Source organism: Paenibacillus sp. FSL R5-0928 (assembly GCF_037970385.1).
In the GTDB taxonomy this organism is placed as follows: Bacteria; Bacillota; Bacilli; order Paenibacillales; family Paenibacillaceae; genus Paenibacillus_AQ; species Paenibacillus_AQ odorifer.
On sequence record NZ_CP150225.1, the window covers coordinates 3,391,043 to 3,404,844 of the forward strand.

At 40.2% G+C, this 13,802-nt stretch carries 12 protein-coding genes; 10 read left to right on the forward strand and 2 right to left on the reverse strand.

The window, feature by feature from the left end; all coding sequences use genetic code 11:
• Positions 1–46: 46 nt before the first annotated feature.
• The 7 genes from MKZ16_RS15300 to MKZ16_RS15330 all read left to right on the forward strand — a co-directional run bounded on the left by MKZ16_RS15300 (position 47) and on the right by MKZ16_RS15330 (position 7,006).
• On the forward strand, positions 47–1,336 hold the full coding sequence (locus tag MKZ16_RS15300; RefSeq protein WP_076105625.1) for an amidase: 1,290 nt from the start codon (positions 47–49) through the stop codon (positions 1,334–1,336).
• A gap of 4 nt (positions 1,337–1,340) precedes the next feature.
• Entirely contained in the window at positions 1,341–1,883 is a 543-nt protein-coding gene (locus tag MKZ16_RS15305) for a GNAT family N-acetyltransferase (RefSeq protein ID WP_256718494.1), read from the forward strand.
• A gap of 111 nt (positions 1,884–1,994) precedes the next feature.
• Positions 1,995–2,585: a sigma-70 family RNA polymerase sigma factor gene (locus MKZ16_RS15310; RefSeq protein WP_076105626.1), complete on the forward strand. Its 591-nt coding sequence runs from the start codon at positions 1,995–1,997 to the stop codon at positions 2,583–2,585.
• Positions 2,563–4,188, forward strand: a complete 1,626-nt coding sequence (locus MKZ16_RS15315) for a DUF4179 domain-containing protein (RefSeq protein WP_052097022.1) — start codon at positions 2,563–2,565, stop codon at positions 4,186–4,188. The genes MKZ16_RS15310 and MKZ16_RS15315 overlap by 23 nt, the downstream gene beginning before the upstream one ends.
• Positions 4,189–4,277: 89 nt before the next feature.
• Complete coding sequence (locus MKZ16_RS15320; protein WP_036678084.1) at positions 4,278–4,505, forward strand: hypothetical protein; 228 nt, start codon at positions 4,278–4,280, stop codon at positions 4,503–4,505.
• 129 nt (positions 4,506–4,634) lie between these two features.
• Complete coding sequence (locus MKZ16_RS15325) at positions 4,635–5,795, forward strand: DHHA1 domain-containing protein (protein WP_038570821.1); 1,161 nt, start codon at positions 4,635–4,637, stop codon at positions 5,793–5,795.
• Positions 5,796–5,863: 68 nt separating this feature from the next.
• Entirely contained in the window at positions 5,864–7,006 is a 1,143-nt protein-coding gene (locus tag MKZ16_RS15330) for a copper amine oxidase N-terminal domain-containing protein (RefSeq protein WP_038570823.1), read from the forward strand.
• Between the two features lie 74 nt (positions 7,007–7,080).
• Here MKZ16_RS15330 and MKZ16_RS15335 read toward each other — a convergent pair whose 3' ends face one another.
• Entirely contained in the window at positions 7,081–7,881 is an 801-nt protein-coding gene (locus MKZ16_RS15335; protein WP_076105627.1) for a polysaccharide deacetylase family protein, read from the reverse strand.
• A gap of 330 nt (positions 7,882–8,211) precedes the next feature.
• Between MKZ16_RS15335 and MKZ16_RS15340 the strand changes: the two genes are divergently transcribed.
• Complete coding sequence (locus tag MKZ16_RS15340; RefSeq protein ID WP_076105628.1) at positions 8,212–9,753, forward strand: ABC transporter ATP-binding protein; 1,542 nt, start codon at positions 8,212–8,214, stop codon at positions 9,751–9,753.
• Positions 9,746–11,509, forward strand: coding sequence for an ABC transporter ATP-binding protein (locus tag MKZ16_RS15345; protein WP_076105629.1), 1,764 nt, complete (start codon positions 9,746–9,748; stop codon positions 11,507–11,509). Before MKZ16_RS15340 ends, MKZ16_RS15345 begins: the two co-directional genes overlap by 8 nt.
• A gap of 26 nt (positions 11,510–11,535) precedes the next feature.
• On the opposite strand, the gene MKZ16_RS15350 is transcribed toward MKZ16_RS15345, so the two are convergent.
• Positions 11,536–12,432, reverse strand: a complete 897-nt coding sequence (locus tag MKZ16_RS15350) for a LysR family transcriptional regulator (protein WP_076105630.1) — start codon at positions 12,430–12,432, stop codon at positions 11,536–11,538.
• Positions 12,433–12,565: 133 nt separating this feature from the next.
• On the opposite strand from MKZ16_RS15350, the gene MKZ16_RS15355 reads away from it, so the two are divergent.
• Positions 12,566–13,795: an MFS transporter gene (locus tag MKZ16_RS15355; protein WP_076105631.1), complete on the forward strand. Its 1,230-nt coding sequence runs from the start codon at positions 12,566–12,568 to the stop codon at positions 13,793–13,795.
• Positions 13,796–13,802: the final 7 nt, after the last annotated feature.

A 13,802-nucleotide genomic window follows, 5' to 3' on the forward strand; every position in this document is an offset into this window, starting at 1 on the left:
TGGTTTAAGTGGTTTAAGTGAATATTAAGGAGGGTTCCAATCAGACATGTACATTAATAAATCTTCGTTAGCTCAGTTTGCTCAGGGCAATAAGATCTCAGATGTAACCATGGATAGATATCTTACACAATATTTAGATCTTTACGATAAGGTAGAACCACACGTGCGTGCTTTCGTGCCAGAGGAGAACCGAGCAGATAGAATAAAAAATGAAGTGGCTGGGGTAAGAGAGAAGTATTCAGAAATTCCTAAACCATCGCTATATGGAATACCTGCTGGAATCAAAGATTTAATTCACTTAGATGGGTTGCCTACCCGTGCAGGGTCGAACCTCCCCTCACAAGCTTTGACGAAGTCTGAAGGCAGTTTTATTCAAAAGCTTCGGCAAAAAGGGGTTTGGTTCACCGGCAAAACAGTGACGGAGGAATTTGCTTATGCCGGACCTATCACAACCCGCAATCCTCATCAGCTGGATCATACGCCTGGCGGTTCTAGTGCAGGCTCTGCTGCTGCGGTTGCCGCGGGCATCTGTCCATTTGCGATAGGTACACAAACTTTGCGTTCTGTTATGGCACCTGCTTCATTTTGCGGAGTGGTCGGCTTTAAACCTAGTTATGCGCGTATCCCTATAGATGGTGTCCAATTGATGTCGCCATCTTTTGATACGTTTGGATTTTTCACTCAGGATATGGAGGGTATGGACTTTCTCGCCGCTGAGCTTGTAACGGGATGGAGACCTTTTAAAGAAGCTCGTAAACCTGTACTGGGGATACCCGAAGGTGTGTACATGACATTATTGGAGGATGACACCAAGATAACCTTTCAGAAGCAGCTTAAGAAGCTTGAGGAAGCAGGGTTCAGCATAAAAACAGTTGCGATGCCGTGGGAAGATAGCTTTATCTACGGAGATGCCATGGTGAGGTTTGTACATGGAGAAATGGCGCAAGTCCATGATCCACTATTTGATGTTTATAAAGATCTTTATGATGATACCGTACGGCAGGCTATTTTATCTGGACGAACCATTACTGAGGAAGAACTGGAAGGATATCGTAGCGGACAACTCAAGCTCAGAAATGATCTATTAGATGTGCAGAAGTCACAGGGGATTGATCTGTGGGTTTCGCCGGCTCAGGCAGGAACAGCTCCGCTGTGGGGAACACGAACCGGATGGACCGGAATGACGGCCATTTGGTCATATGCTGGAGCGCCTGCGGTGAGTATTCCAGCTGCCACTATAAATAACATGCCATTAGGGTTTCAATGTATCGGGGCATATGGTAGGGATGAAGAGTTAATTTATTGGAGTAAAGTGGTTTCTTTAGCGCTTCAGTGATTCTATGGCTTTAGAAATGGAAGGTGTTAAGTTGAACGATCAAAGTATTGTGTTTCCTGCGTTGCATACAGAAAGAATTGAATTGCGGATTTTAAATCTAGAGGATGCAAATGTAGTCTTTAGACATTTTTCTGATGAAGAAGTAACTAGATATATGGACATTGAGCCCTGCAAAGATCTAAAAGAAGCTGAAGAGATCATTCAGTATCATTTGGACGATTCGGGTTGTAGATGGGGAATGTTCGAAAAAGCGAATAATGAGTTTATCGGCACCTGCGGATATCATTATTTAAGAAGAGTAGGCAATGAATTTACAGCAGAGGTAGGCTATGATTTATCCAGAGCGTTCTGGGGCAAAGGCTACATGTACGAAGTGATGAAAGAGATTATTGATTTGGGATTCTTGAAATTGGGGTTTACTAGTATTGACGCTACAGTTGAGCCAGAGAATGTTAGATCCTTAATGCTGCTAGAGCGATTAGCGTTTGAGCAGGACGCTGAACTTCGTGATCAATTGTTGTATTTTGTTCTAAAACGTAATCGGTAGATTACACAGTAGGTCTTCGTTTTATTTGAAGATCTACTTTTTTTTGTATAAAGTGAGAGTTTTTTAAATAGGGATCGTCTATACAGTATCGTGCTTCAAGGAGGCTTCAAGGTGAAGGGACATGTACCGAAAGTTGAAAAAGAGGATGAGAGGCTATGGATCCAAAATATTCTCGATGGACATAAAGAAGACTATTCGTATCTTGTAAATCGATATAAGAATAAAATTTATGGGCTTATGCGAGGAATGGGAGCCAATCATCAAGATGCACAAGACATAACGCAGGAGACTTTTATTAAAGCTTACCGCAAGCTGGCCTCACATGATTTGGATAAGAATTTTGCGGCGTGGCTATATGCTATCGCGACTAATTTACTGAAGGATTTGTGGAAAAAAGACCGACCAACAGCGAGCTTGCCGGACAACAATGCCGAACATTCTCTTTCAGATAATCCAGAAGAAGAATTAATGCGATCGGAGCATCGCACAGAGCTGCTTCACCTGATGCAGAAGCTCCCGTCTAATTATCGTACGGCTTTACTGCTTCGTTATACCAATGATTTAAGCTACGAAGAAATGTGTATGGTTCTAGATGTTCCATTAAGCAAGATTCAAAATGATTTATACCGGGCTAAACAGCGTTTGAAGCAGCTAATTACACTCCAGGAGGTGAAGACCGATGAGGTGCTTAAATTCCTATGAGATCGAAGAATATATTTTAAGCAAATCTATCTTACGAGATCAAGCCGTAGCTGAACATATGGCAACTTGTACGCATTGTAATATGATCTACGAAGCAGAGCTTGAAGAACAAGCTGAATGGTCGCAGGCTATGTATGAAGAGCGCTTACCAGATTCATTTACTGCTCAAGTAATGGCTTCTTTGGAACAAGTTGAGCTTGAGGAATTTACTCCAACACAAAGGAATCGCAAGCATCCGAAGCGCAATAAGTTGCTGAGATTATTTATGGGCGCGGCGTTGTTACTGGTTGTACTAAGTGCCGTGATCTTATATTCCGTTCCTACACTGGCAGAGACTTTACGTTCTCTTTTTGTAAAAAACAACATGGACATTGGCCTTCTACGAGCACAAGAATTTGGGTTAGTAGAACATCCTAATATTAAGGTGAAGGATAAGGGCTACACTATCAAAATAGATGAAGCGGTGGCAGATCCTACACGGGTAATTGTTGCGTTACAGTTGTTTGGACCGGATGGAAAGCATGATAAAAAACGCTTGGCCCTTAATGATGGGAACAGTATTGCGATTAAGGATGATCAAGGGAAGGTTGTTGGGGAGTTATACGATATAGGATTTACCAGTGACTTTTACTATTTGATCGCTAATTTCACTGAACCTCTGCAAACTGATCGAATTACGGTCGAAGGTCATATTACTGAATTGGGAAGTGAACGCAAGAACATCCCTACTCTTAAAGGCGATTGGAATTTCAATTTTTCGATGGATATGACGGAAGCGAATAAACAAACGACCTCCATGCCACTAACGGGTAGCTACACCTCCCCGGACGGTTTAACTGTGACCTTGAATAAATTAACTCATATGGTGCAAGGTGTTCGTTTTGAGTTCGATACTCAATTGAGTGAAGAGGCGTTGACCCGTTCTCCAGGCGAACTATGGAAGCAACAAGGTTTGAAATTCCATTTTGAGGATACAGTAGGAGAAGAGATTCACAGTGTTAATGCTAGAAAGTTTCCTAATAAGAACAGCGTTATGTCCTACTCTAACATTCCCGGGGCAACAAAGGGACTTATGCACTGGAGCTATACGTTTAAATATTTACCACAGGATACGCCTTATACTTTCGTATTGGATGGATATTTTATCCCAGAGAAGGATGGTTCTAGTGTGCAATTTGAGCCAGCCAAGTTGAAAGAACATCCGATTCCCTTTGCTTTTGACGGGGATGAGCTGATGTTAAATGATTTTATAGTGGAATCGTCTCCCGATAACAATGTATCAGCGAAGGAAGGTGTATTACATTTTAGCGGAAGATTGAAAAATGAATTTATGAATGATGAATGGATGTTCAAGACAATGGATGGCAAGGAATACAAACTCACTAAACAAGGAGCGCATTCTATCAAAGGGGAAGGATGGAAGGATGGATATATTATAATTGTTCAATCTCAGTCAAATAATCAAAAGAAATATTTCCAATTCCGTGCCGAAGGCCTTACACAAATTCCCGAGCAGCTTCAATTAATACGCACGATAAACAATCGAATGTATACTAATGTAGACTGGTCCGTTCCTATCATGGAAGCTAGCAAAAAAGAGTAAATATAGTTATTTGGTTTCCGGATTGTACAAGCAAATAAGGGGGAATAAGCATCTCATATACTATCACAATCGAAAAGAGGTGGTAGTTTATGACTGCTGCAGAGAAGAGAAAAATTCAAAGAGCTTTGAACGCATTGCGTAAGCAAAGAGTGATTCTGAAAGAAAGTCTTAAAAGAATTGAAGCCATTCTTTGCAGGTTGCCTATTGGCAGTCGTGAAAGATTTGAATTGTTAGCAGTAAGAGACTCAATAGTAGAAGCGCTTCGACTAAATGCAATTGCCATTAGAAATTTAAAAGATGCTACTTGTTCTTGTTAATTACCCTAATACCAGTTCTACGCAGCTTTTGCGTGGAGCTGGTTTTTTTGAAATAATAAGATTCACACTATCCGTTATGATACTATAAACTTAATATGTCGATAACGTAAAAAAGAGAGGAAACCATTTATGACCAACAAATTATACTACAATTCAACATACCTGACTGATTGGCAAACCCGTGTGACTGAAACCATAGAACGAGAAGATGGTCTTTATGTTCTTTTGGAGGAGACGGCTTTTTATCCGCATGGTGGTGGACAACCCTGTGATCTAGGATCTATTCAGGGAATTCCTGTGCTTGATGTAATCAGTGAGGAAGAGCTTGTACTACATAAGCTGGAACGTTTACCTAATGATGAATCGGTAGCTTGCCAGCTCGATTGGAATAGAAGATTTGACCATATGCAGCAGCATAGTGGCCAGCATTTGCTCTCAGCGGTTTGTCTAGAAAAACATAACTTTATGACCTTAAGCTTTCATTTAGGTGAGGATTATTGCACCATTGATATAGAAGTGCCAGAACTGAATGCTGGTCAACTGTCCTCGATAGAGAGAGAAGTTAATCGGCAGATTTACTTAAATCACAATATTCTCAGCTATTTCGTAACAGGGGAAGAGGCTTCACAGCTTAAATTGGTTAAACAGCCAAAAGTGACAGAGAACATCAGGATTGTTGAGATCAAAGATGTTGAATACAACGCTTGTGGGGGGACACATGTGTCCTCAACAGGTGAAATTGGAATGATTAAGCTTCTGAAAGCTGAAAAAATAAAAGGGAATACGCGGATTTATTTTAAATGTGGATACCGGGCTTTAGAGGAATTTAATACCAGTCAGCAAATCCTTGGTACACTATCTTCCAAATTCAATACAGGCAAAGATGAAATTATCGATCGAATTGAAAAATGGGAAAATGAACAAAAGCTTCTGCAAGCTGAAATTAACCTGCTTAAAGAAAAAAATGACGACTATGTCGTGCAAGAGCTTTTAAATGAGCAAGCGGGAAAGATAATCGCACAAGTATTTGAGGATAAATCGCTAAAAGATCTACAGAGCTTAGCTAATAAGCTGACTTCGAAATGTGATCTTCCTGTATTATTAGCTACTTCTGCGGAGAATAAGGTTGTGTTTGCGCAGAATGGGAGCCTGGAGATTTCCTGTGGAGCTTTTTTCAAAGCTCATCTAGGCAGCTACAACGGTAAAGGCGGGGGCAGCGATAAACTGGCGCAAGCAGGATTCCCAACTCGGGAGGATGCTTTGGCTTTTTATGAGTTTGCTAGAGGGTGAAATGAAACTTTTTCCATTATCTTCCGTCTAATTACATATGATTATAATGTCGAAGGAGACGGATAGAAATGAATAAATGGAAAGTAACGCTAGGGATCTTTGCTGTTTTGATTTTAAGTACTGGGTATGGATCGGCATCTGCGCAAGCAGACAAGCAAATTCAATTCAACTATAAAGAAATTGGAATCAGCAGTAAACAAGTCATCGCGGAGAATACAACTTTTGTACCTTTGAAATCACTTGCAGATGCTATGGGTTATACGTTATCGTGGGATCAAAAATTAAAAACGGCCAAGCTGGTACGTCCAGAGCGTGAAGTCATCTTCACTGCGGGTGCTACAACGTCAAAAGTGAACGGGGGAGCGATGGGATTAACAAAATCTCCACGTATCATAAAAGGTTCGTTGTACGTGCCATTGGTCTCTGCGGTCAGTGTACTTGGGGGTAAAGCGGGGCTAAATAAAACGGATGGAATTATCCACATCGTTGATGAACCTAGATTTGTTGCCGCTTCTGTAGAAGGAAGATCCTATTGGATATCTCAAAAAAACGGTGATTTATATTACCGGGCTACAGCAGCTGGGAAACCAGTAATTATTGGCCAACTACCGCTCAAGGGATCCGCTTACAATCATGGATTTGAGATCAAGAAATTTGGAAATGGCAAGTACTTGCTCCAGTTAACAGACAATCACTATGCTATGTTTAATGATTTCAGCAACAGCTATCAGGTACTAGTTCAAGCAGGTACAATAATTCAGCAAATGGATTATCATTATATGATCTCTGCTTATCCTCATGCGCCTCAAGTGCCCTCCACTCAGGTGTATATGACCGATGGGAAGAACGTTCAGTATATTACTAAGGATGGCGGTTTGGGCAAGTTGTTTGAGATGGAGAAATTAACCGGGGCAACCGGTGATTTCATAGTGGAGTACGCCGCGGAGGATGTGGCACTCGTTCGCTTATTAGATACAACACAATTATATATTGTCTACAGCAGTACAGGAGAAATCGTCAATCTCAGTGAACAACTGATTACTAGTGAGGATCGTAAAGAATGGGATAAAGTAAATGATGGCAGAGATCAATACATTCTGAGCAGAATGTTAGGGATGAAAAGCCGTAAGGGGAATGTACTGACCTTCACCTACACGCCAATCCTTGAGGAAAAAGCAAAAACAGTGACATATACACTTCAAGCGAAATAATTCGGAATCACATCAATATAATTAGTACAAAAAAAGAGCGATGTTGAACATCGCTCTTTTTTATGTATTTATGATTATTTCGTCGTCATCATACTTCCACCCTTAATCTGAACGGGTTGATCATTTATAGATACCCAAACATCTATGGCAGAATTGTTGCGGATAATCGTTTTGTCGGCACTTAATTTCAGTGAATACAGGGCAGTGACATAATCATAAATCTCAATATTAGTAGCGTACCAAATATCTGTATGTCCACCTGCTTGTTGGCAAAAGGTTTCGATTAGCTCCCAATTGTTCTGCTGTGCGAACTCATAGCTATGGCCCCAAACATAACAGAGTCTTAGTTTCTGGGAGGGTCCTTCCATTGTGAATCGCTCCCAAACCTGATGCAGATCTTCAATATGGTGGCAGGTTGGATGCCATTCCATGAAATTAAGAGGCATATCAAATTGTTTAGTAGAGTGAACAGTGCGGCTGTATTCAATTCCTACGGACTGAAGTGGTGCAATTATCTCCTGAGAGTATGTACCGTAGGGGTAGGACATGCCTCGCACTGGATAATCCACCAGCTTTTCCAATCGTTTACGGTCTTCGAACAGCTCTTCAATTACCATCGGTAAAGGAAGACGCTCTAGATGTGGGTGAGTAACGGAATGGGCGGACACTTCATGATTCCTGAGCGAATGCTTAACATCAGCGGGCGATAAGAACCCAGGTGCATTGATCATTGCACTATTTAAATGGAAGGTCCCTTTGATTCCATATTGATCAAAAATACCAGCCAAGCGGATATCGTGTTTCTGGCCGTCATCATAGCTCATAGTGAGCGCCTTAGATAATCCGCCTGGGAATAAGTTGAATTGAAGTTTCATGAATTCACACTCCTATAATTTGGTAATCTCGAAATTACTTCTTCCAATTATAAACAATTAACGTTATAATCAGATTCCACGTTTAAAAAGGAAAGAGTTTTCAGTGAAAAATATACACTTAAGGAGAGATGCTATCTGCCTGACTTTCTCTACGTTGTAAAACTGCTCTATGTAAAAGACAAAAGAAACTCACTTTTATATTTTATCACTAACCTGCTGAGCCCACCAATTCTATTTGCAGAGCTGTTCATAACGAAATATGTGGTTGACCTCATTCAGAACTTCACGACTAACGCCTACCTACATATCTTACTATTGGTAAGTTCACTGATGTTAATTTTATATCTGGCTGGCATCAATGGTTCTCTTCGAGCCATTTCTGTAACCAATTTAACGGCAACCAGTATTTATGAACTGGAACATAGTATTTTGGCTAAGACCTCTAAATTATCGACGGCTTTATTGGAAGACCCCGCAACAAAAACGATTAGAGAAAAAGCAAAACGGCTTTCCCTGATCGATTTATTAGATCAATGGACCGGAGTGACAATCCACTTTATAACATTAATCGCACTAATCGTAGTTCTATCCTGTTATGGCTTTTATATCCTGGCAGTGTTCATTTTAGTTGTACAAATTCTGCAGCTTTACCTCATGAGATGGATGTCTCGGAAAGTAGAGGCCATTTCAGCGAATCAAACCTCCTCTGTACGAATGATTAATTATATCGTTGATTTGCTGGTTAGTAGAAATACCCTCCCGGAAGTAAGAATGTACGGAATGTCCTCCTACTTGGTTACCACAATGAAAGAAATCTTCAATGGAAATTTCAAACAAATGCACCGAAAAGTTATTTTATCTGAGACCTTAAGCTTCTCCCAAAGTATAATAATGACTTTATTAAACGGGCTTACGATTGCTATTTTAGCAATTACGCTTGGAGGTAGCGGGCAGAGCGCCGGACTTTTCGTATTATTACTTCAGATATCTAGTCAATTATTTATTGTCATTCCTGCACTAACAAGGATGTATTCTGATCTGACCAAAAGTCGCTTGCGCTTCAATGAGTATAGTGCGTATTTGGAACTTGAAGAGCAAGTTCAAAGAGATCCGGAAGATTCCATAAGGAATACCGATGCGATGCAGATCACAATTCAGCAGTTGAATTATCGTTATGCAACCAATGCAGAGGACACGCTTAAAAATATAAACATGATCCTCAAACCTGGTGAACGAGTTGCTTTTGTAGGTGAGAATGGTTCAGGAAAATCCACGCTCATCAAGCTGATAGCAGGGTTATATCATCCAACAGCGGGAAACATCCAGTGGTTTAATGGAGAGCAGGAAGTTCTGGCTCATAACGTCACAAAGGGTGTGAGAGTTGTATTTCAGGATTTCACTAAATTACATAGACCAATTCGAGAAAACATAGCCATGGGGAATATTGCTGCCATGTATGACGATTCAAGATTATTAGCTGCGATGAGAAAAGCAGAAGCTGATTCCTATGGTGTTGCGTTGGACACTTTAGTAGGTCCACAGTTTGGGGGGATCGATCTGTCTGGTGGACAATGGCAAAGACTTGCGATTGCACGTGCTTATCTCAACAACGGCTCGCTTACGATTTTTGATGAACCTACTGCAGCCCTCGATCCTTACGCGGAACAGCAGGCGTTTGAAACCTTTATGAAATTAGGAGAGCAGCAGACCTCCATTATTGTGACACATCGGCTATATATGTCCAAATTTGTTGATAGAATTTTTCTGTTTGAGCATGGACAAATCGTTGAAAGTGGAACACATGAAGAATTAATGATTTTGGATGGTAAGTACAGGGGAATGTTTAACCGCCAGTCCTCTTTATATGGCTGAGAAAGGAGAGATTCTGCTGAGAAGAGACCTTAAGAATATTTTAACGATACTGGCACGGATGATTGGAATAAGTCCAGTAATCTCAACAATAACGATCATAGTTCCTATAATCAGTGGATTATTAACTTTTTACTCGTATTCTGTTCAAGTTCATATCATTAATGCAGTAGCTGCTGGTGCGATAACCTTTATTCCGATTCTATGGTTTGTTTTAATTCATGGAGTACAAGCCTGTTCATTGAGTATAACCAACATAATGAAAAGTCGAATGAATGCGGAACTAACTCTCGCTTTCCAATCCGAGCTGATAGATATTGCAAACCAAGTTGACTTTGAGGATTTTGATGATGAAGAGTTTGGGAACAAGCTGCAAAGAGCTAAAACAATAGTTGGAGAAGATTTAGAGGGAATTACTGGTTTTTTGGTGTCCAGTGTAGGAAATATCTCAGGACTTATAAGTATCATCTGGTTATCGGCTACAAGTGGATATTTTTTAGTCACACTGGTGGTGGGTTTAATGATCGTATCTACTTTATCTTTTCGAATGTTTACTGAGATTAAAGTTAGAAGAACAGGGCGAGAGCTTACTTTTGACGGAAGAATGGGGGATTATCTAGCTGTAACTTTGGAAGATCCTAATGCGATTAGGGAAATGCGAATCTATAACTCTATCTCCTATTTTACGGATCTCTGGGCAAAGCTTATGAAGAAGCAGCATGATAAAAGGTATAGTGCGAGGAAATTCGAAATCAAAACAGGGATGATTGTGGCTATGGTTCAGACGAGTGCTATTTTTATCGTATTGGTCTATCTGTTAAGTAAAATGGGGGAGTCAAATACAGTTATTGTGGGGACAATCTCAGTATTATTTCTGGCTTTGTTAACTTGTGGTGGTAAAATCATGAGTTTGACCTGGCCGCTAAGCAAGCTTTACATCAGCAGCAGTAAATTATATGACTTAAATGAAGTGCTTACCTATAAAAATAGAGATTTTCGAAAAAATAATATCAATAACAGCTCTGAAGCTATGCTTCCTATTACCGTTTCAAATGTCTATTTTAAATACGCCAAATCCAGTAAGTATGTTTTATCTAACATCAATATGGTCATAAAGCCCGGTGAGAAAATAGCCATCGTTGGAGAAAATGGAGCAGGAAAGTCTACCTTGATCAAATTGTTATTAGGGCAGTACACTGCTAGTTCTGGATCTATTTACTGGAAAGACAGTCCAGAACCTCAAGGTAAAGTATCCGTCGTGTACCAGCATTCTATTAAATTCGAACTGACACTAAGAGAAAACATCCTGTTGGGGGATGCCAAATCTTCGCCGGACGATGTGAAAATACTAAGTATTCTGGAAAAATGTGAGCTGATGGATTTGTTTTACGAATTAGGGGGACTAGATGTAAGGTTAGGTCAAATGCTTGAAGGAAGCAGGCAGCTATCAGGCGGACAGTGGCAAAAGCTGGCGATAGCGCGTGCGTTATATAATGATGTGGATCTTATAGTGTTTGACGAACCTACTTCTGCGATTGATCCGAATGCTGAGATGCAGATCTATACACAATTATTAGATATCTGCCAAGATAAAGCTGCCATCTTCATTTCACATAGACTGGGCTGGGCGAAAAATGTGGATACGATCTATGTTATTGATAATGGAAGTATAGCTGAAGTGGGGCAGCATCAAGACTTAATAAATAATAAAGGGATTTATGCAGATATGTACGCTTTACAATCATCTTGGTATAACTAAAAATGCTTAGCATAGTAGTTTTCACCTTAATTATATTCATGAGGTTTACTAAAAAAATCCACAGCAAATTTCCGGAAATGTATAGCTGCTTGCGATAAAAAGTGCTTTCTGCTCCATGCGATGCCAAAAGAGCGTTGACATAGCGGATCTGTTATTTTTAATTGAACAATTTCGGTATTTTGACTTCTTCTGCCTAAGGAGAGAGGGAGGGTGAAGGTGATTCCTAGTCCCATTTCTACTAGGGTTTGAATGGCGCTTACTTCTTCAAGCTCGAACGTAATTTGAGGTTCAAATCCAGCTTGTCGGCAAAATTCATCTGAAATTTCACGGAAATTATATCTAGAAGATAAAGAAATGAAATTCTCACCTGCAGCTTCTATCAAAGAAATACTCTTTCGATTAGCAAAGTGATGGTTCTTGGGCACAGTTAAACATAATTCTTCTTCTGCTAAGGTATGCCACTCGATATCTGGTCCGGTAACAGGTGTAGATGATATGCAAAAATCAATCGCTGCACTCTCTAAATCATTTCTCATTTCTAACGCAGAGCCAAGCTGGCGTTGGATGATCCGTACATGCGGATGAAGGGTAAGAAATTCTTTTAGTAAAGTGGGCAATACATACGGGAGTGTGGCCGCAATGGAAATTACTCCATGTTCAAGTCCAGCCATATCTGTGAGCTCACGCTGTCCTTCTTCAAGTTCCATAAAAGCTTGCTCGACGCGTTGCAGATAGGTTTTGCCGAATTCGTTCAATTTTATATTTCTGCCTTGTCGCTCGAATAAGGGAACACCTAAGTTTTTCTCTAAACGCTGTATGGAATTACTAAGGGAGGGCTGAGATACATTTAATTCTTTTGCGGCCTTAGTCATGTGTTCATGGCGTGCAACTGCCTGAAAATATTGAAGCTGAAGGAATTCCATAACAAAAACCTCACTTTACTTATAACTCTAATGTGATCTATCGATCATATAATATGTATTTTACTTAATTAATTTTCAGTCCTATACTATTGTAACATATAAAAAGTTATAGGTAGGATGGAGAGAGTCTGTTGTGATTAGAGAGAAAATATGGACCCGCAATTTTATTGTTGTTTGCTTAAGTAGTTTTTTTATGTTCCTGACCTTTTACATTCTGGCAACTGCATTCCCGTTATACGTAAAGGAAAGTTTGCACGGGAATCAGCAGCAAATGGGGTTAGCGATTACTATCTATGTAATAGGGGGAGTGTTGATCCGTCCTTTTTCGGGACAATGGGTCGATAAATTCGGTAAAAAGAAAATGGCGGTTATTGGCCTAACCATTTTTCTAATCGCCTGTATTGGTTACTTCGGATCTAATGGAATTGTATTATTCCTGGTGATTCGTTTCCTACACGGAATGAGTTATGCTGTTGCCTCTACAGCTACAAGTACAATAGCCTCGACGCTAATTCCTTATTCACGTCAAGGAGAAGGCATCGGTTATTTTAGCATGTTTATGAGCATTGCTATGGTCATTGGACCCGCATTGGGGCTTTTTCTCTGGAAAGATGAGAATATTAATGTATTACTGTTAGGCGTATGTGTGATTGCTGCTCTTTCGCTGTTATTCACGTTAGGTGTTCGGATGCCAAAAGAAGATAAGGCTAACGTTATTGAAGCTATTAAGGAACCTGCGAAGACGCGAAAAGGGCTCCGCTGGAGAGACGTAATCGAGCCAAAAGCCTTGCCGATTTCACTTGTCGGATTTACGCTTGCTTTTTCCTACAGCTCCTTGTCTGGATTTATAGCTTCTTTTACGAAAGAAATTCATCAATCACAGCTTACTGGTTATTTTTTTGTGGCTTTTGCAATTATGATTGTATTGTTTCGCCCGGTTATAGGTAAAGTATTCGATAAATATAATGAGCATATTCTCATCTATCCCGGAATTCTAATCTTCGCCGTTGGATTGCTTAGTTTAAGTCAAGCTCGGTCTGGTTTGATGTTAATGATGTCTGGTGTCATTATGGGAATTGGATATGGTGCACTTATGCCATGTTTCCAGACTCTTGCGCTTAAATTAGCGGCTAAAGATCGTAGAGGTAGTGCGAATGGGACCTTTTTCTTGTTTTTTGATTTGGGTTATGGAGCGGGCTCGTATTTCATGGGTTTAATTGCTTCTTATACGGATTACCGAATGATGTATGAGGTTGCGGGGGGAGTAACACTTCTTTCTCTTGCTGCGTACTATTTGCTTCATCATGTACCTCAGGCCAAAGCTAAGCTGCACATACAAAAATCAAATATAGACGTTGTATAAATAGATG